The organism is Pseudomonas sp. B21-051 (assembly GCF_024748795.1).
Lineage (GTDB): Bacteria > Pseudomonadota > Gammaproteobacteria > Pseudomonadales > Pseudomonadaceae > Aquipseudomonas > Aquipseudomonas putida_A.
The window spans coordinates 1,170,376-1,187,786 of record NZ_CP087166.1 but is presented as its reverse complement, the minus strand read 5'-3'; the positions used below and the strand labels follow the sequence as shown (position 1 = coordinate 1,187,786).

Sequence of the window (17,411 nt, the reverse complement as noted above, 5' to 3'; positions counted from 1 at the left end):
TACGTGGGATTAATCAGTGAACGACGCAGGATCAGCCGCGTTCACCTTGCAGCCATTGCAACTGGACTTCATGCTGACCGCGGTCGTCGGTGACGAAGATCGTACCTTCGCTGATCATCACGTCCCACTTGATGACGCGCGGCATGTCCTTGGCCAGGGTTTCCAGCACTTCCTGCGGCACAGCGGCGATGTTGACGTTCTTCAGGTTCTTGATCGCCGGGATCACTTTGGTTTCCCACACGCGCAGGCTGCCATAGGCCAGCAGACTGGTGCGTTCGGTGCGACGCGAGCACCAGGTCAGGCGATCAGCGTCTGGCTGACCGACTTCGATCCAGTGCAGCACGCGGTCATCCAGGCTTTTTTCCCACAGCGCAGGTTCATCCACGTCCGACAGACCACGGCCAAACGACAACTGCTCGTTGTACCAGAGGGCGTAGGCCAGCAGCCGCACGGTCATGCGCTCTTCGGTTTCCGAAGGGTGACGGGCGATGGTCTGCTTGACGCTCTCGTAGATGCTGCGGTCGAGGTCGGTGAGGTTCAGTTCGAATTTGTAAGTGGTAGACGGCTGGGCCATGAACGGGCTTCTTGATACGAGGAAAGTCGGCAAGTCTAACCGATGCCGTAGGCAATCATCGAATTGATGGCGATCAACCTGCGGCGTCTGACAGCCGGCTATGTTAAAACGCTGTATCCGCTCAGCCTTGTCCTACAGGATTCAGTATGCCGTTCGCCAACAAACCGCTCAGCGGTGTGAAAGTCATTGAATTGGGTACGTTGATTGCCGGGCCGTTCGCCTCGCGCATTTGCGGCGAGTTCGGCGCCGAAGTGATCAAGATCGAATCGCCCGACGGCGGTGATCCGCTGCGCAAGTGGCGCAAATTGTATGAAGGCACCTCGCTGTGGTGGTTCGTCCAGGCGCGTAACAAGAAGTCGCTGACCCTGAACCTCAAGCACCCCGAGGGCCTGGCGATCCTGAAAAAACTGCTGGGCGAAGCCGACATCCTGATCGAGAACTTTCGCCCCGGTGTCCTGGAAAAACTCGGGCTGAGCTGGAAAACCCTGCATGCCCTGAACCCGAAACTGGTGATGGTGCGCCTCTCGGGTTTCGGCCAGACCGGGCCGATGAAGGATCAACCGGGCTTCGGCGCGGTCGGCGAGTCCATGGGCGGTTTGCGCTACATCACCGGCTTCGACGACCGGCCCCCGGTGCGCACCGGGATTTCCATCGGCGACTCGATTGCCGCGCTGTGGGGCGTGATCGGCGCGCTGATGGCGCTGCGTCATCGCGAGGTCAACGGCGGCCTCGGTCAGGTGGTCGATGTCGCGTTGTACGAGGCGATTTTCGCCATGATGGAAAGCATGGTGCCGGAGTTCGACGTGTTCGGCTTCATCCGCGAGCGCACCGGCAACATCATGCCGGGCATCACGCCGTCATCGATCCATACCAGCGCCGACGGCAAGCATGTGCAGATCGGCGCCAATGGCGACGCGATCTTCAAGCGCTTCATGCTGATCATCGGCCGGGAGGATCTGGCCAACGACCCGACACTGGCGAGCAACGACGGGCGCGACAGTCGCCGTGACGAGTTGTATGGCGTGATCGACCGCTGGGTCAATTCGCTGCCGCTGCAAAGCGTGCTCGACCTGCTCAATCAGGCGGAAGTGCCGGCCAGCCGGATCTTCAGTGCCGAGGACATGTTCAGCGATCCGCAGTACCTCGCCCGGGAAATGTTCCTGCAGGCGAAACTGCCGGACGGCAAGCCTTTCAAGATGCCGGGCATCGTGCCGAAACTCTCTGAGACACCGGGCACTTCCGAATGGGTCGGGCCGCAGCTCGGTGAACACAATGCGCAGGTACTGCACGATCTTGGCTACGACGAACAGCAGATCGCCCGGTTGCGCACAGACGGAGCTATTTAACCTGAAACATCGGCAGACATTGGACGCCAACCGCGCCCACCACTGGTGGACGTGGCGGCTGTTCGGGCTGTTGTTTCTGCTCGCCCTGCCCGCCTGGGCGCAAGCGAAACCCACGCTGGTCTGGCTGTTGCGCGACCTGCCGCCCCTGACCATCTTCGAAGGCCCGAAAAAGGGCCAGGGTGTGATCGATCAACTGATGCCGATGCTGATCGCCGGCATGCCGCAATACGAACACACGCTGATGCGGGTCAATCGCGCCCGGGGCATGCAGATGCTGCACGAGCCGTCCTTCACCTGCGATCCCTCGCTGATCTGGAGCAAGGAGCGCACGCAATGGATCGCCTTCTCTATCCCGGCGTTTCGCGCTGTCAGTAATGGTCTGGTGGTGCGTCAGAAGGATCGCGGCGTACTGGTGCCGTACCTGATCGACGGTGAAGTCGATCTGACGGCATTTCTGGCCAACGGCGAAACCAGGGTCGGAGTCGTCGCCGAGCGCAGTTACGGCGAGTATCTCGACACGCTACTCAAGCAGGCCCCGGACGGTGCACTGACGCCGCATTATGGCAACGACGCCCTGAGCAGTCTGCTGTCGATGCAGCGCCTGGGGCGTCTGCAGGTAGTGTTGGGTTACTGGCCGGAGATCCGCTATCAGGCGCAGCAGGCGCAAATTGCCGAAGACGAACTGGTGTTCTATCCGATTCGCGGCACCGGCAAATATCTGTCTGGTTACGTCGGGTGTTCCGATACGCCCCAGGGCCGTCAGGCGATCACTGAGATCAACCAACTGCTGCGGACCCTGCCCCATGAACCACTGAACCAGTCGTATGCCGACTGGCTGGACCCCGAAATGCGCCCGGATTACCTGCAACAGGCGCGGACTTTTTTCGAGCAGCAGGCCGCGCAATAAAAACCTGCGGGCAAAAAGAAACCCCGAGAAGTGGGGAGACGACTCGGGGTTAAACGCGGTCTATATAAAGACCCGTAGCAGCAAGCGACAAGCACCGGAGCACAATGCTTGATCCTGCTGTTACGGGGTCTGACTGACAGGGATGCAGGAAGGTTCCCACAAAAAATATTTCATCTTCATAATGCCGCGCGCTTATCCAGTGCTGCATTGCGCAAGGCCGCGATCACACAGGGCTCCAGCCGCCCTTCGGCGATCAGCACATCGCGGTGCAAACCGTCGACCACATCGGTCAGCAGGCGTTTGTCGCTCAACTGCGCCTGATTGAATTCGCGCTCCACCACGAGGGCGCCGCTGCTGTTCCTCAAGGTCACCAGGCATTCGCCATGGGTGCCACACGGAGTCAACGTCACCTGATACGGGCTCAGAGCCTCACCGAGCAATAGACTGATACTTTCCATCTCGATCTCCACTCAATAGTCCGAAAACATTGTGCCTGGGGCGTGTTCACAATAAATGACCACCGGCCCGAGAAGAAAGTTCTGAATACCGCGCTGCTTCCGGAGCAGTTAGCGGTCTGTCAGAGCATGCACGGTGAAGATGACAGAAACATAACCATTGGCTCAAGCACGCGCCGGGTGGGCTGCCGCTTGCAGGTAGTTGTCCAGCAGCCCGCGCATCAGCACGGCCGAGACCGGCGTTTGCAGACGCCCCAGCAATTTCAGCTCGTGCTCGTGGAACAGGCTTTCGAGATCGCTCAACAGGCCCGGCGGCGTCCGGCCCAGCAGAATGAGCGCCCTGGCTTGCTGTTCGGTCGCCAGATGGCGAATCAACGCCAGCCCCTCACCGCCTCGCAACTGTGGATCGCAGATTGCAATGTCTACCCGGGAACGGCGCTCCAGCGAGCACTTGGCTGATGCCAGCGATGGCGCTGTCAGCACGTCGTAAATGCCGACGGCGTTGAGCATCTGGTGCAAAGCCATCATTTGATAGGGGTCAGGTTCGAGAATCAGGACTTTGAGCGAGCGCAAGGGCGGCCTCCGGGACAGCAATCGCGGATTTCCCGCAGTTGGCATCCACTCTAGGGCAGCCTCCTTCAGCCTCCCATCGGAAAAGGCTGCGCGCCGTATAGGAACTTTCCTAACTTTAGCCTGGACTTAATCCCGCTATGTCATTGCGCCGGGTGATGTCAGTCCAGCCACCGAGCAAACCGCGCAATTCACCATCCGCGCTATAGAACGGCACTGTCCACTGATAAATCTCCCGGGTCCCCGTATTGAACTGTAACCAGCGTTTGCTGAAGCGTGTCCGGCGTGTGCGCAACTGGGCCATGAACTCACCATGGAGCAGGCTGGCAGTGGTTGGCGGCAGCACCTCGAGATCAATCAGGCGCCGCCCCTGAACCTGGTCGAAACGGATCGACAGCGCTTCTTCATAGCTTTTGTTACACAGGATCAGCCGCCCCTCCAGATCCCGCACGAACACTGGATCAGGCATCGCATCAATCAGCGCACGCTGGAACACCAGTTGATCCCCCAGATGCCTTTGCACTTCGCTGCGCTGCTTGATCACAACTGCCAGGCGACGATTCCAGATCAGCGACAGGATCAAAAAAACACTGCCGGCGAACAGCCCCCAGCAGCCGAGCCGGGCCACTAGCTGTCGATCGGCTGACGCCCGTTTCGGGTGAAGACCACCCAGCCACTTCAGACGTATGGCCCGTAACTCGGTCGCGGGAAAGGCTTCAAGGGCCTTGTTCAGTATGCTCAAGAGCTCCGGTTGCCCCTTGCGCAAGGTCAGATGATCGGCTTCCCATTTACCCTCCAGCAACTCGCCAACCTTAAGCAGGCCGGACGGATACAGTTGCGAACCGATTTCATTTTCGATCGTGGCGTAGGCCTCCCCACTTTCAACCAGCGCCCGTGCCTCGGCGTAGGTTTTGACCGAACGGATTTCGATGGAGGGATAATCGCGCCGAATGACGCTTTCCAGCGCGTGCCGCGTCGGTAGCACCAGAACCCGTTTGCTCAGTTGCTCGAATGAGCGCACGACCGGTTGATCCACGTGTCCGACGAAAACCCAGCCAGCACCGCCAAACGCGTGGCTGAAATCCAGGGCCGACTTGCGTTCATCATTCATTGCCAGGGTCGTGGTCATGTCCGCCAAGCCGCTTTCGAGGCGCTCAAGCAACTGATCGGTGGAAAACGTTTCGTGGTAAACGAATTGCAACCCGGTCATGGCGCTGATACGCCTGAGCACATCACTGTTCAGGCCACTCCAGTGGCCGTGCTCGTCCTGGAACAGGTACAACGGATATTGCACGGACGCGACGATGACCCTGGGGTTGTCGCGAACCCATTGGCGCTCGTGCTCGTCCAGAGCGATGGGCGCGACGTTCAGCGGCTCCTCGTGGTGCAACGCCAGTTGCGCCGCCGTGACCGGACGCCAGCAACTCAGCAGGCAAACTAAAAAAAAGCCGTTCAGGGTGTATTTCCATCCTCTCTCAAACTGCATTGCCACTTCCTTCGTGATCGACTCACCCGTCTTACGTGGGCGAAAACCCGAGCAGTGTGGCAGCAGAAACAAAAAAGCCCGTCAGGAGACGGGCTTCAAAATGTGACAGCTTTTTCGACTTACAGCGGCTTGCCACGGTTGCCATGCTGGCTGACAAAGGCCTGTACGGCTTTCAGTTCGTTCGGCAAAACGGTGCAGCGCTCGTTTCGCTCAAACAAATCAGAAAGATGTGCAGGCAGTTCGAGAGCTTTTCCTACACCCGCTTTCTCCACGGCATCCGGGAATTTCACCGGATGTGCGGTACCCAGGATCACCATCGGGATGTCCAGGCTGCGACGGCATTCGCGGGCGGCCTTGACGCCAATGGCGGTGTGCGGATCCAGCACTTCGCCGCACTGCGCGTAGACTTCAGCGATGGTTTCGCAGGTTTGCGCATCGTCCACGGCCAGCGAGTCGAAGAGCTTGCGGGCTTCGGTCCAGCGCTCTTGCTCGACGCTGAAACCACCGCCCTGCTTGAACGAATCCATCAAACCGGCGATGGCCGCGCCGTTGCGACCGTGCAGGTCGAACAGCAGGCGCTCGAAGTTCGACGAAACCATGATGTCCATCGACGGCGACAGCGTGGCGTGCAAGGTTTCCTTGACGTACTGGTTGCCGCTCATGAAGCGGTGCAGGATGTCGTTGCGGTTGGTGGCGACGATCAACTGGTTGATTGGCAGGCCCATGTTGCGCGCCAGGTAACCGGCGAAGATGTCGCCGAAGTTGCCGGTCGGTACCGAGAACGCCACCGAACGCGCCGGGCCGCCCAGCTGCAGGGCTGCGTGGAAGTAGTAGACGATCTGGGCCATGATCCGCGCCCAGTTGATCGAGTTCACCGCTACCAGGCGCGTGCCCTTGAGGAAGCTCTGATCGGCGAAGCTGTTCTTGACCATTTCCTGGCAGTCATCGAAGTTGCCTTCGATGGCGATGTTGTGGATGTTCTCGCCGACAATCGTCGTCATCTGCCGACGCTGCACTTCGGACACACGGTTGTGCGGGTGCAGGATGAAGATGTCGACGTTTTCGCAGTGCTTGCAGCCTTCGATGGCGGCCGAACCGGTGTCACCCGAGGTGGCACCGACGATGACCACGCGCTCGCCGCGCTTTTCCAGCACGTAATCGAGCAGACGCCCGAGCAGTTGCAGGGCGAAGTCCTTGAACGCCAGGGTCGGGCCGTGGAACAGCTCGAGCACCCATTCGTTGCCGTTGAGCTGACGCAGCGGCGCAACGGCGCTGTGCGAGAACACACCGTAGGTTTCTTCGAGGATCTTCTTGAAATCGGCGTCCGGGATGCTGCCGGTGACAAACGGGCGCATGACCCGGAAAGCCAGCTCGTGATACGGCAGGCCGGCCCAGGAAGCGATTTCTTCCTGGGTGAAACGTGGCAGGTTTTCCGGGACGTACAGACCGCCGTCAGTGGCCAGACCGGCCAGCAGGACGTCTTCGAAATTCAGGGCCGGTGCCTGGCCGCGGGTACTGATGTAACGCATGACTGACTCCAGTGGAGAGTGTGCACAACAGTGACCCCTTTCACGGGGCCACTGCAGGACAACGACTTAGTTCAGGTGCTCGACGCGGATCCGTACAACCGGACCATTCACGCCGGCCAGGGCTTCGAGGGCAGCGATCGCATCGTTGATACGCTGCTCGACCACGCGGTGGGTCAGCAGGATCATCGGTACCAGACCGTCGTGTTCCTCGACTTCCTTCTGCATGATCGACTCGATGTTGATGCCGCGCTCCGAGAGGATGCTCGCCACCTGAGCCAGTACGCCTGGATGGTCCTTGGCCTGGATGCGCAGGTAGTAGGCGCTTTCGCAGGCTTCGATCGGCAGGATCGGATGCGCCGACAGCGAGTCCGGCTGGAAGGCCAGGTGCGGCACGCGGTTTTCCGGATCGGACGTCATGGCGCGAACCACGTCCACCAGGTCGGCGATCACCGACGACGCGGTCGGCTCCATGCCGGCACCGGCGCCGTAGAACAGGGTCGAACCGGCAGCGTCACCATTGACCATCACGGCGTTCATCACGCCGTTGACGTTGGCGATCAGACGATCAGCCGGGATCAGCGTCGGGTGTACGCGCAGCTCGATGCCGGCAGCGGTACTGCGGGCCACGCCGAGGTGCTTGATGCGGTAGCCCAGCGCTTCGGCGTAGTTCACATCAGCGGTGGTCAGCTTGGTGATGCCTTCGGTGTAGGCCTTGTCGAATTGCAGCGGAATGCCGAACGCGATCGACGCCAGAATCGTCAGCTTGTGCGCCGCGTCGATGCCTTCGACGTCGAAGGTCGGATCGGCCTCGGCGTAGCCCAGCGCTTGCGCTTCGGCCAGCACGTCTTCGAAGGTGCGACCCTTCTCGCGCATTTCGGTGAGGATGAAGTTACCGGTACCGTTGATGATCCCGGCTACCCAGTTGATGCGGTTGGCGGACAGGCCTTCACGGATCGCCTTGATCACCGGAATGCCACCGGCCACAGCCGCTTCGAACGCCACGATCACGCCTTTCTCGCGTGCCTTGGCGAAAATTTCATTACCGTGAACGGCAATCAGTGCCTTGTTCGCGGTGACCACATGCTTGCCATTCTCGATGGCCTTGAGTACCAGCTCGCGGGCAACGGTGTAGCCGCCCATCAGCTCTATGACGATGTCGATCTCAGGGTTCGTGGCCACTTCGAAGACATCGTTGGTAATCGCAATACCGGTCGTCTGGAACTGAGGCTTTGGCGTGCGCATGGCAATTTGTGCCACTTCGATCCCACGCCCGGCACGACGAGCAATTTCCTCGGCGTTGCGCTGAAGTACGTTGAAGGTACCGCCACCGACGGTCCCTAACCCACAGATGCCTACTTTGACCGGATTCACTGTGAACTCCCCATGAAACGGCCGACGCAAGGTCGGCCGGAAAACAACCGCGTGTTCGCGGCTCTCTATTAATGGCCCGGCGAAGTTACCGCCGGACCATGATCGTCAAAGGCTGACCGTGACGATGCGAATTACTTGGCGCCCAGCGCCAGTTTGGCGACTTGTGGCGCCGGCTGGTAGCCCGGAATGACCTGTCCGTCGGCCAAAACGATAGCCGGTGTGCCGTTCACGCCAATCGACTGACCCAAAGCGAACTGTTTGGAAACCGGGTTCGCGCACTTGGCGGCCTTGATTTCCTTGCCATCGACCATTTTGTCCATGGCGGCTTTCTTGTCGGTCGAGCACCACACGGCTTGCAACTGCTCGTCACCCGGCGAGCCGAGGCCCTGACGCGGGAACGCCACGTAACGCACTTCGATGCCGCGCTTGTTCAGCTCAGGCACTTCGGCGTGCAGCTTGTGGCAGTACGGGCAGGTGGTGTCGGTGAACACGGTGATGTGCGATTTGGTCTCGCCCACCGCCGGATACACCACGGTTTCGGCCACTGGAATGGCATTGATCAGCTTGGAGATGCCCAGGCGCTCGGTTTTCTCGGTCAGGTTGACCGGTTTGCCGTCCTTGAGCTGAAACAGGTAGCCCTGAACGATGTACTGGCCGTCAGCGCTGGCGTACAGCACGCGGCTGCCCTTGAGCTTGACTTCATACATGCCCGGCAACGGGCTGGCGCTGATGCTTTCTACCGGAACCTCGAGTTCGAGTTTTTCCAGGCTTTGACGAATGGCTTTGTCGGCCGCGTCATCGGCGACGGCAAAGGTGCTGACCAACGCAATGGCTGCGGCGGCGAAAATCTGGGTCAGACGCATGAGAACTCCTGAAGGCGGACAAATGAAACGGTCAGAACGCCCGTGCCGGAACACCGGGTCATAACCGTCCATCGTGCAAACCGGCAAAGCCTACCACATAAGGCTCGCATGGCCGAATGCGCCTGACACAAGACATGTAGGAGCTGCCGAAGGCTGCGATCCTTTGACTTTGTTTTTGAAATCACAAGCAAGATCAAAAGATCGCAGCCTTCGGCAGCTCCTACAGGGGGCATCAGCCTCTTGGGTGGTGTTTGGCATGCAGGTCTTGCAGACGGGCCCGGGCGACATGGGTGTAAATCTGCGTGGTCGACAGATCACTGTGCCCGAGCAACATCTGCACCACCCGCAGATCGGCGCCGTGGTTGAGCAGGTGCGTGGCGAAGGCGTGGCGCAACGTGTGCGGCGACAGCGATTTGCCGATCCCGGCGACCTTGGCCCAATGCTTGATCCGGTGCCAGAAGGTCTGGCGGGTCATCTGCTCGCCGCGCTGGCTGGGGAACAGCACATCGCTGGGGCGCCCGCCGAGCAGCTCGCTACGGCCATCACGCATATAGCGCTCGACCCAGACAATCGCCTCTTCGCCCATCGGCACCAGCCGCTCCTTGCTGCCCTTGCCCATCACCCGCAACACGCCCTGACGCAGGTTGACCTGCTCCAGCGTCAGGCTGACCAGTTCGGTCACCCGCAGACCACAGGCGTACAGCACCTCAAGCATGGCGCGGTCACGCTGGCCGATGGCTTCGCTCAGATCCGGTGCCTTGAGCAGCGCTTCGACGTCGGCTTCCGACAACGACTTGGGCAACGGACGACCCAGTTGCGGCATGTCGACGCGTAAGGTCGGATCGACGCTGATCAGCTTTTCCCGCAGCAGATAGCGATAAAAACCACGCACACCGGAAAGAAATCTGGCGGTGGAGCGCGGTTTGTAGTTCTGTTCCAGACGCCAGGACAGGTGATCGAGGATCAACTCGCGACCGGCATTGATCAGCTCGAGGTTTTTCTCCTGCAGCCAGCCGTTGAACAGCGCCAGATCGCTGCGGTAGGCGCCGCGGGTGTTGTCGGACAGGCCTTTTTCCAGCCACAGGGCGTCGAGGAATTGGTCAATCAGCGGATGGTCGATGGCAGGCATGGGCGCTCAAGACACACAACCTCCGGGGCTGTGCGCAAATGTAGAGTGAACTGTAGGAATGGCCGCTAGTCTTTCATAGCCCGCAATTTCAAGGAACAGGGAGCTTCAATGAACGAGCAGCAAATTCTCCTGGCATTTGGCGGGATCGGCGCCGCGGCGCTGGGTTGCCAGTGGCTGGCGTGGCGCTTGAAGCTGCCGGCGATTCTGTTTCTGTTGCTGACCGGGATACTCGCCGGGCCGGTGCTCGGCTGGCTCGACCCGCAGGAAATGTTCGGCCCGCTGCTGATGCCGCTGGTGTCGCTGGCGGTAGCGTTGATCCTGTTTGAAGGCAGTCTGACCCTGCACCTGTCGGAATGGCGCGAGATCGGCAGCGTCGTGCATCGGCTGGTGACAATCGGCGCGCTCACGACCTGGGTGGTGATTGCCGTCGCGACCCACTTCTTGCTCGGCTTCGACTGGCTGCTGGCGATCCTGTTCGGCAGCCTGACGCTGGTGACCGGCCCGACGGTAATCGTGCCGATGCTGCGGGTGGTGCGACCGAAAGCCTCGATCGCCAACATCCTGCGCTGGGAAGGCATCGTCATCGACCCGATCGGCGCCCTGCTCGCGGTGGTGGTCTACAGCTTCATCATCGCCCGCTCCGAGGGCAACGGCCTCGAACAGAGTCTGCTGACCTTCGGCGGCGTGATTGTCTGCGGCAGCGTATTCGGCGTGCTCGGCGGCTGGGTGCTGGGCACCATCATCCGTCGCCAGTGGCTGCCGGAATACCTGCACAACCTCGCCTCGCTGGCGGCGGTGTTGGGGATTTTCATCGCGTCGAATCAGGTGATGCACGAGTCCGGCCTGCTCGCGGTGACACTGATGGGCATGTGGCTGGCGAACATGAAGGGCGTGGATGTGCGGCACATCCTGCACTTCAAGGAAAACCTCAGCGTGCTGCTGATTTCCGGGTTGTTCATCCTCCTGGCGGCGCGCCTGGATCTGCATGCCTTGATCGGCCTCGGGCCGTTGGTGCTGATTCTGCTGCTGGTGATTCAACTGATCGCGCGCCCGCTGAACGTGCTGTTGAGCACTGCCGGCTCCAGCCTGAGCTGGCGTGAACGCGCCCTGCTGTGCTGGATCGCCCCGCGCGGGATCGTGGCGGCGGCGGTGTCGGCGATTTTCGCGATTCGTCTGGATCAGGCCGGGCACGAAGGTGCGCTGCTGCTGGTTCCACTGACCTTCGCCGTGATCATCGGCACCGTGGTGCTGCAAAGCGCAACCGCTAGGCCACTGGCACGCTTGCTGAACGTCGCTGAACCGGCGCCGAGCGGCTTCCTGATCGTCGGCGCCAACGGCCCGGCGCGGCTGCTGGGCAAGTCATTGCAGCAACTGGGCAGCCGCGTGCTGCTGACCGATTCGAGCTGGGAGAATATCCGTGCGGCGCGCATGGAGGGGTTGCCGACGTACTTTGGCAACCCGGCCTCGCAGCATGCCGATGCGCATCTGGATCTGGTCGGGCTGGGGCATCTATTGGCGTTATCGCCTTCAGGCGAGCTGAATACCTTGGCGGCGATGCGTTTTCGACACGACTTTGGTCATCAACGCCTGTTTGGTCTGGCCAGCGGTCAGGAAAGCCGTCGCAGCGACAAGCACCGGGCAAGCCTGGAACATCGCGGCAATCAGCTGGGGAGCGAGGCGCTGACCTACGCCAAGCTGGCCAGTCTGATCAGCAACGGCGCCGAGCTGTACAGCACGACGTTGACGGACGGGTTCGCTTGGGAGGATTACCAGGCATTGCATGGCAATCGGGCGACCTTGCTGTTCATGCGCGATGACAGTGGCTGGGTGCATGTGGTGACGCCGGAGACCGCTTTGAAACCGGGATCCGGGTGGACGTTGCTGGCGTTGATTCAGCCGGAGGCCAGCGGCGCCTGAGCTGACGCTTCGCGAGCATGGTCGCTCCCACAGTGATCGGAAATTGTGTCCGACACAAAACCTGTGGGAGCGAGCCTGCTCACGAATGGCGCGACTCGGTTCCGGATCAGGCAGGAAATCCGGGCAGCACCGGCACCGGCCGCTTGTCATCATCGATCGCCACAAAGCTGAACTGTCCATGGATCGCCTTCTCGCGGCCATCGCAACTCATGCTCTCGACAAACACTTCTACCTCGACCTTGAGGCTGGTATTGCCAACCTTGATCACCTTACCGACCAGTTCGACGATGGAGCCGGCCGGGATCGCGTGGTTGAAGTCGATGCGGTCGGTTGAAACAGTCACCAGCGGCAGGCGGCAGAAGCGCGTGGCGGTGATGAACGACACTTCGTCCATCCATGCCAGCGCGGTGCCGCCGAAGAGGGTGTTGTGGTGGTTGGTGGTCGGCGGGAAGACGGCTTTGGTCACGCGGGTCACCGAGAGTTCGGTACGGCGCTGGATTTCCTGGTCGCGAGTGGTCATGGGTTATTGCTCGTAAATCGCGGGCTTCCGAATTAAAAGCAAGATCAAAAGATCGCAGCCTTCGGCAGCTCCTACACAGTGGGGGCAGTTTATTGCGGGCAACAAAAAAGCAGCCCGTAGGCTGCTTTTTTCTGCATCGGAAGCTGGACTTAAGCCAGTTTTTCCTTGATGCGAGCTGCTTTACCCGACAGGTCGCGCAGGTAGTACAGCTTGGCTTTACGTACGTCACCGCGACGTTTGACAGCCATGCTGTCGATCTGCGGGGAGTAGGTCTGGAAAGTACGTTCTACGCCAACACCGTTGGAGATTTTACGAACGGTGAACGCACTGTTCACGCCGCGGTTACGCTTGGCGATTACAACGCCTTCGAACGCTTGCAGACGGGAACGATCGCCTTCCTTCACTTTCACCTGAACGACAATGGTGTCGCCTGGGGCAAAGGTAGGGATTTCTTTGGTCATCTGCTCTGCTTCGAGTGCAAGGATGATTTTGTTGGTCATGCTGTGCTCCTAAGGTAAATCAACTGATCTACCATCGATACGTTGTTAACTATCGTCCCGCTCGCGGATGTATTCCTCGAGCAGCTTCTTCTCTTCTCCAGAAAGCGAGCGGCTTTCCAGAAGATCGGCGCGTCGTTCATAGGTCCGACCAAGGGACTGCTGTAAACGCCAACGCCGGATATGCGCGTGATTGCCACTCAGCAACACGTCGGGAACACGCTGATCCGCATACACCTCAGGTCGGGTGTAGTGCGGGCAATCCAGCAGACCATCCGTAAAGGAATCTTCCTCAGCGGAATCCGCATGCCCTAAAGCTCCGGGCAGCAGTCGTGTAACCGCATCGATCATGACCATGGCCGGCAGCTCGCCGCCAGACAGTACATAGTCACCAATCGACCACTCTTCATCGACATGAGCCTCAATAAAGCGCTCGTCAATGCCTTCATAGCGGCCGGCAATCAGGATCAATGCATCCGATCTTGCCAACTCGCGTACCGCCGACTGAGTCAGTTGACGGCCTTGGGGGGACAGGTAAATCACCTTCGCCGCCTCCCCGGCTGCTGCCTTGGCCTGAACCAGAGCATCTTCCAGGGGCTTGATCTTCATCACCATGCCCGGACCACCGCCAAACGGGCGATCGTCCACAGTGTGATGCCGATCCGTCGTGTAATCCCGCGGATTCCAACAGGTCAGCTGCAACAGCCCCTGTTTGACCGCACGACTGGTAATGCCGTACTCACTGATGGCCGAGAACATCTCGGGGAACAGCGTAATGACGTCTACGCGCAGGCTGGCCATTGCTTAGAAATCCGCGTCCCATTCCACCCGCATCACGCCTGCATCCAGGTCGATTGCCAGCACGCATTGCTCCGTATAGGGCAACAACCGCTCGCGATCATCCAGGCTGCCCGCGCAGGGCTTGACCACCAATACATCGTTCGCGCCGGTCTCCAACAGGTGATCAACCTTGCCGAACAATTGCTCGTCCTGGTTGATGACGCTCAGACCCTGCAACTGGTACCAGTAGTACTCGTCGCCTGTCAGGTTGGGCAAAAGGCTTCGTGAGATGCAAATCTCGTAACCGCTCAGAAGACGGGCTTCATCGCGATCGTCGAGGCCTTTGAGCTTGGCAACCAGATCCTTTTGAGTGGATCGGCCGCTGACCAGCTCGACCTGTTTCACCACGCCTTCGCGCCGAAGCGTCCAGTTGCGGTAGTCCAACAGGTTTTCAATCGGATCGGTAAAGGAAAAGACCTTCACCTCGCCGCGAACGCCGTGAACCGAAAAAATCTTGCCGACAACGATCAGGTCATCAGCTTTTTCTGGCGTCGCGCTCATACTGCTCAGGCTGCAGCCTTGGCAGATTCCTTCAGCAACTGAGCAACACGCTCAGATGGCTGTGCACCAACGCTCAGCCAGTAGGCTACGCGCTCTTGGTTCACGGACAGACGGATTTCCTGACCACGGGCAACAGGGTTGAAGAAACCAACCTGTTCTTTGTGGGAGCCGTCACGCGGGTTACGCGAGTCGGTTACGGTCAGGTGGTAAAACGGGCGCTTTTTGGAGCCGCCAAGGGCAAGACGGATTGTTAGCATGTGAACATCGTTCCTGTAGTCGGTGCTGCAAATCTAAATGCACAGCGGGCATGGGTGCCCGAAAGGCCGCATATTCTAAGGAATATCCGGACTTTTGCAAATGACTTTTTCCGGCGCCTATGGCATGCCGTGCGGATTTGCATATAGAGCCGTCGATGAAAACGGCCAGTCAGCTCCCGCCGAGTGCGGGTTTGCTGTTGATCCTGCGTCCTTGCAGGGTCTGCGCCGGTGCGACGACCGGCGAAGTCATGGTGTCCTGAATCACATTTTCGGCATGCCGCCGCCGGGCAACATACCGCCCATGCCGCGCATCATTTTCGCCATTCCGCCTTTGGCGGTGAATTTCTTCATCATCTTCTGCATCTGCTTGTGCTGCTTGATCAAGCGACCGATGTCCTGCACCTGAGTGCCGGAACCCATGGCGATCCGGCGTTTGCGCGAACCGCTGATCAGCTCAGGGTCGCGGCGCTCGGCCGGGGTCATGGAATTGATGATGGCTTCCATCTGTTTGAATTGCTTCTCTGCGGCGTTTTGGGCATTGCCCATTTGCGACAGGTTGACGCCGCCGATGCTCGGCAGTTTGTCCATGAGGCCGCCGAGGCCGCCCATGTTCTTCATCTGTTGCAGTTGATCGCGGAAGTCTTCGAGGTCGAAGCCCTTGCCCTTCTTCAGCTTCTTGGCCAGTTTATCGGCCTTGTCCTTGTCGAGGGTCGCTTCGGCCTGTTCGATCAGGCTGAGCACGTCGCCCATGCCGAGGATCCGCGAAGCGATACGCTCAGGGTGGAACGGATCGAGCGCTTCGCTCTTCTCGCCCATACCGATGAACTTGATCGGCTTGCCGGTGATCGCGCGGACCGACAGTGCGGCACCGCCACGGGCATCGCCGTCGACCTTGGTCAGGATCACCCCGGTCAGCGGCAGCGCATCACCGAAGGCCTTGGCCGTGTTGGCGGCGTCCTGACCGGTCATGGCGTCAACCACGAACAGGGTTTCAACCGGGTTGATCGCGGCGTGCAGCGCCTTGATCTCGCCCATCATCTCTTCGTCGATGTGCAGACGACCGGCGGTGTCGACGATGACCACGTCGATGAATTTCAGCTTTGCTTCTTTAATAGCAGCGGTCGCGATGTCGACCGGCTTCTGGCTCAGATCGGACGGGAAGAACGTCACGCCGATGTCGTTGGCCAGGGTTTCCAGCTGTTTGATCGCAGCCGGACGGTAGATGTCCGCCGACACGACCATCACCGACTTCTTCTTGCGTTCTTTAAGGAAGCGCGCGAGTTTGCCGGCGGTGGTGGTTTTACCGGCACCCTGCAAACCGGCCATCAGAATGACGGCGGGCGGCACGGCGCTCAGGTTCAAGTCTTCGTTGGCCGCGCCCATCAGGCTTTCGAGTTCGGCCTGGACGATCTTCACGAATGCCTGGCCCGGCGTCAGGCTGCGCGACACCTCGGTGCCGACAGCGCGCTCCTTGACCGAGTTAACGAAGTCCTTGACCACCGGCAGGGCGACGTCGGCTTCGAGCAACGCCATGCGCACTTCGCGCAGGGTGTCTTTGATATTGTCTCCAGTCAGCTTCGCCTTGCCGGTGACATGGCGCAGCGTCTGCGAGAGACGGTCGGTTAAGTTTTCAAACATTGCGCGATCCTTTCAGGCCCTGTGTAGACCGGGATAATGGCGGCCCAGACCGGATTCAACATGTGCTCGGCGAGCCTGCGGCGTGGGCAGGTCGCGGATTATAGCGAAGACTGCGTCGGGCGGACACCTCGCACTTTCGTGGTGTGGCGGTTCTATGCCAAACTCAGCGCCTTTCGGGCCTGCCTAACAGGATTTATGCTCCCCTTGTCACCCAGTTTGCTGACTACCATCGCCGCCGCGCTTCTTTATGCCGCTGCGACCCTTTATCAGGGCACCCGCCTGGCCTCCGGCGCCAAGGCGAACAAGCGCCTGCTGGTTACGCTCGGCATCCTCGCCGTGCTGGCCCACAGCGCCAGCCTGCTCACTCACCTGCTGACGCCGATCGGCCTGGGCCTGGACTTCTTCAGCGCCGCCAGCCTGATCGCCGCGGCCGTCATCGCCCTGACGCTGCTGGCCTGCTCGCGGATCCCGGTGGAAAACCTCTTGGTGCTGCTGTTCCCGCTCGGCGCGGCGACGGTGCTGCTGGCACAGTTCGCCCCGGCCGGTACGGTGCAGATCATCGACGAAGAGCCGGGCATCCTCGCTCACATCCTGCTGTCGATCCTTGCCTACGGCATGTTCACCATCGCGGTGTTCCAGGCCTTGCTGCTGCTGGTGCAGGATCACCAGCTCAAGCACAAGCACCCGTCGGGCCTGATCAAGAACTTCCCGCCGTTGCAAACCATGGAAAGCCTGTTGTTCGGCTTCCTCTGGGCTGGCTGGACACTGCTGTCGCTGTCGCTGATCTCCGGCTGGCTGTTCGTCGAGAACCTGTTCGCCCAGCATCTGGTGCACAAGACCCTGCTGGCGTGCCTGGCGTGGATCGTGTTCAGCGTGCTGCTGTGGGGCCGCAATCGCCTCGGCTGGCGCGGCCACAAGGCGATTCGCTGGACCCTCGCCGGTTTCTGCCTGCTGATGTTGGCGTATTTCGGCAGCAAACTGGTTCGTGAATACATCCTGCACATCTGACGG

General features: G+C 60.2%; 18 protein-coding genes. 4 read left to right on the top strand and 14 right to left on the bottom strand.

The window, feature by feature from the left end; genetic code table 11:
- Window positions 1-31 precede the first annotated feature (31 nt).
- Window positions 32-574, bottom strand: a complete 543-nt coding sequence (locus tag LOY52_RS05180) for a YaeQ family protein (RefSeq protein WP_047601370.1) — start codon at window positions 572-574, stop codon at window positions 32-34.
- Window positions 575-720: 146 nt separating this feature from the next.
- Here LOY52_RS05180 and LOY52_RS05175 point away from each other — a divergent pair, with 146 nt between their 5' ends.
- Window positions 721-1,920 (top strand): CaiB/BaiF CoA-transferase family protein, encoded by a 1,200-nt coding sequence (locus tag LOY52_RS05175; protein ID WP_258678580.1) that lies wholly within the window; start codon window positions 721-723, stop codon window positions 1,918-1,920.
- On the top strand, window positions 1,847-2,827 hold the full coding sequence (locus tag LOY52_RS05170; RefSeq protein WP_408980420.1) for a TIGR02285 family protein: 981 nt from the start codon (window positions 1,847-1,849) through the stop codon (window positions 2,825-2,827). Before LOY52_RS05175 ends, LOY52_RS05170 begins: the two co-directional genes overlap by 74 nt.
- 176 nt (window positions 2,828-3,003) lie before the next feature.
- Here the strand turns inward: LOY52_RS05170 and LOY52_RS05165 are convergent, their stop codons facing one another.
- The 7 genes from LOY52_RS05165 to xerD all read right to left on the bottom strand — a co-directional run bounded on the left by LOY52_RS05165 (window position 3,004) and on the right by xerD (window position 10,230).
- Window positions 3,004-3,285 (bottom strand): DUF3509 domain-containing protein, encoded by a 282-nt coding sequence (locus LOY52_RS05165; RefSeq protein WP_258678578.1) that lies wholly within the window; start codon window positions 3,283-3,285, stop codon window positions 3,004-3,006.
- A gap of 162 nt (window positions 3,286-3,447) precedes the next feature.
- Window positions 3,448-3,855, bottom strand: a complete 408-nt coding sequence (locus tag LOY52_RS05160) for a response regulator (protein ID WP_258678577.1) — start codon at window positions 3,853-3,855, stop codon at window positions 3,448-3,450.
- A gap of 115 nt (window positions 3,856-3,970) precedes the next feature.
- Window positions 3,971-5,338 (bottom strand): transporter substrate-binding domain-containing protein, encoded by a 1,368-nt coding sequence (locus tag LOY52_RS05155; protein WP_258679826.1) that lies wholly within the window; start codon window positions 5,336-5,338, stop codon window positions 3,971-3,973.
- A 119-nt stretch (window positions 5,339-5,457) separates the two neighbouring features.
- Window positions 5,458-6,867: a threonine synthase gene (gene thrC, locus LOY52_RS05150; RefSeq protein WP_027610971.1), complete on the bottom strand. Its 1,410-nt coding sequence runs from the start codon at window positions 6,865-6,867 to the stop codon at window positions 5,458-5,460.
- A gap of 66 nt (window positions 6,868-6,933) precedes the next feature.
- A complete protein-coding gene (locus tag LOY52_RS05145; RefSeq protein WP_007908972.1) occupies window positions 6,934-8,238 on the bottom strand; it encodes a homoserine dehydrogenase in 1,305 nt (434 codons plus the stop codon).
- Between the two features lie 131 nt (window positions 8,239-8,369).
- Window positions 8,370-9,101 (bottom strand): bifunctional protein-disulfide isomerase/oxidoreductase DsbC, encoded by a 732-nt coding sequence (gene dsbC, locus LOY52_RS05140; protein WP_007967782.1) that lies wholly within the window; start codon window positions 9,099-9,101, stop codon window positions 8,370-8,372.
- A gap of 232 nt (window positions 9,102-9,333) precedes the next feature.
- Window positions 9,334-10,230 (bottom strand): site-specific tyrosine recombinase XerD, encoded by an 897-nt coding sequence (xerD, locus tag LOY52_RS05135; protein ID WP_096795208.1) that lies wholly within the window; start codon window positions 10,228-10,230, stop codon window positions 9,334-9,336.
- A 108-nt stretch (window positions 10,231-10,338) separates the two neighbouring features.
- Here xerD and LOY52_RS05130 point away from each other — a divergent pair, with 108 nt between their 5' ends.
- Window positions 10,339-12,147, top strand: coding sequence for a sodium:proton antiporter (locus tag LOY52_RS05130; RefSeq protein ID WP_258678576.1), 1,809 nt, complete (start codon window positions 10,339-10,341; stop codon window positions 12,145-12,147).
- 106 nt (window positions 12,148-12,253) lie between these two features.
- On the opposite strand, the gene LOY52_RS05125 is transcribed toward LOY52_RS05130, so the two are convergent.
- The 6 genes from LOY52_RS05125 to ffh all read right to left on the bottom strand — a co-directional run bounded on the left by LOY52_RS05125 (window position 12,254) and on the right by ffh (window position 16,400).
- Window positions 12,254-12,667 carry an acyl-CoA thioesterase gene (locus LOY52_RS05125; protein ID WP_108591035.1) on the bottom strand — a complete coding sequence of 138 codons (414 nt, stop codon included), beginning with the start codon at window positions 12,665-12,667 and terminating at the stop codon, window positions 12,254-12,256.
- A gap of 149 nt (window positions 12,668-12,816) precedes the next feature.
- Window positions 12,817-13,167 (bottom strand): 50S ribosomal protein L19, encoded by a 351-nt coding sequence (rplS, locus tag LOY52_RS05120; RefSeq protein ID WP_003175895.1) that lies wholly within the window; start codon window positions 13,165-13,167, stop codon window positions 12,817-12,819.
- 45 nt (window positions 13,168-13,212) lie between these two features.
- On the bottom strand, window positions 13,213-13,965 hold the full coding sequence (gene trmD / locus LOY52_RS05115) for a tRNA (guanosine(37)-N1)-methyltransferase TrmD (RefSeq protein ID WP_095138289.1): 753 nt from the start codon (window positions 13,963-13,965) through the stop codon (window positions 13,213-13,215).
- A gap of 3 nt (window positions 13,966-13,968) precedes the next feature.
- Window positions 13,969-14,505 (bottom strand): ribosome maturation factor RimM, encoded by a 537-nt coding sequence (gene rimM, locus LOY52_RS05110; RefSeq protein ID WP_003221979.1) that lies wholly within the window; start codon window positions 14,503-14,505, stop codon window positions 13,969-13,971.
- 5 nt (window positions 14,506-14,510) lie between these two features.
- Window positions 14,511-14,762, bottom strand: coding sequence for a 30S ribosomal protein S16 (gene rpsP / locus LOY52_RS05105; RefSeq protein WP_003185073.1), 252 nt, complete (start codon window positions 14,760-14,762; stop codon window positions 14,511-14,513).
- Between the two features lie 261 nt (window positions 14,763-15,023).
- The gene (gene ffh / locus LOY52_RS05100; protein ID WP_258678575.1) at window positions 15,024-16,400 is read right to left on the bottom strand and encodes a signal recognition particle protein; all 1,377 of its coding nucleotides are present in this window, start codon (window positions 16,398-16,400) and stop codon (window positions 15,024-15,026) included.
- 195 nt (window positions 16,401-16,595) lie between these two features.
- On the opposite strand from ffh, the gene LOY52_RS05095 reads away from it, so the two are divergent.
- Window positions 16,596-17,408, top strand: a complete 813-nt coding sequence (locus tag LOY52_RS05095) for an inner membrane protein YpjD (RefSeq protein WP_027610969.1) — start codon at window positions 16,596-16,598, stop codon at window positions 17,406-17,408.
- The last annotated feature ends 3 nt before the right edge of the window (window positions 17,409-17,411 follow it).

Bases quoted from the DNA above. Each gene is read 5' to 3' on its own strand.
- LOY52_RS05180 (WP_047601370.1), bottom strand. From the start codon at position 574: ATGGCCCAGCCGTCTACCACTTACAAATTCGAACTGAACCTCACCGAC.
- LOY52_RS05175 (WP_258678580.1), top strand. From the start codon at position 721: ATGCCGTTCGCCAACAAACCGCTCAGCGGTGTGAAAGTCATTGAATTG.
- LOY52_RS05170 (WP_408980420.1), top strand. From the start codon at position 1,847: ATGCGCAGGTACTGCACGATCTTGGCTACGACGAACAGCAGATCGCCC.
- LOY52_RS05165 (WP_258678578.1), bottom strand. From the start codon at position 3,285: ATGGAAAGTATCAGTCTATTGCTCGGTGAGGCTCTGAGCCCGTATCAG.
- LOY52_RS05155 (WP_258679826.1), bottom strand. From the start codon at position 5,338: ATGCAGTTTGAGAGAGGATGGAAATACACCCTGAACGGCTTTTTTTTA.
- thrC (WP_027610971.1), bottom strand. From the start codon at position 6,867: ATGCGTTACATCAGTACCCGCGGCCAGGCACCGGCCCTGAATTTCGAA.
- dsbC (WP_007967782.1), bottom strand. From the start codon at position 9,101: ATGCGTCTGACCCAGATTTTCGCCGCCGCAGCCATTGCGTTGGTCAGC.
- xerD (WP_096795208.1), bottom strand. From the start codon at position 10,230: ATGCCTGCCATCGACCATCCGCTGATTGACCAATTCCTCGACGCCCTG.
- LOY52_RS05130 (WP_258678576.1), top strand. From the start codon at position 10,339: ATGAACGAGCAGCAAATTCTCCTGGCATTTGGCGGGATCGGCGCCGCG.
- LOY52_RS05125 (WP_108591035.1), bottom strand. From the start codon at position 12,667: ATGACCACTCGCGACCAGGAAATCCAGCGCCGTACCGAACTCTCGGTG.
- rplS (WP_003175895.1), bottom strand. From the start codon at position 13,167: ATGACCAACAAAATCATCCTTGCACTCGAAGCAGAGCAGATGACCAAA.
- trmD (WP_095138289.1), bottom strand. From the start codon at position 13,965: ATGGCCAGCCTGCGCGTAGACGTCATTACGCTGTTCCCCGAGATGTTC.
- rimM (WP_003221979.1), bottom strand. From the start codon at position 14,505: ATGAGCGCGACGCCAGAAAAAGCTGATGACCTGATCGTTGTCGGCAAG.
- rpsP (WP_003185073.1), bottom strand. From the start codon at position 14,762: ATGCTAACAATCCGTCTTGCCCTTGGCGGCTCCAAAAAGCGCCCGTTT.
- ffh (WP_258678575.1), bottom strand. From the start codon at position 16,400: ATGTTTGAAAACTTAACCGACCGTCTCTCGCAGACGCTGCGCCATGTC.
- LOY52_RS05095 (WP_027610969.1), top strand. From the start codon at position 16,596: ATGCTCCCCTTGTCACCCAGTTTGCTGACTACCATCGCCGCCGCGCTT.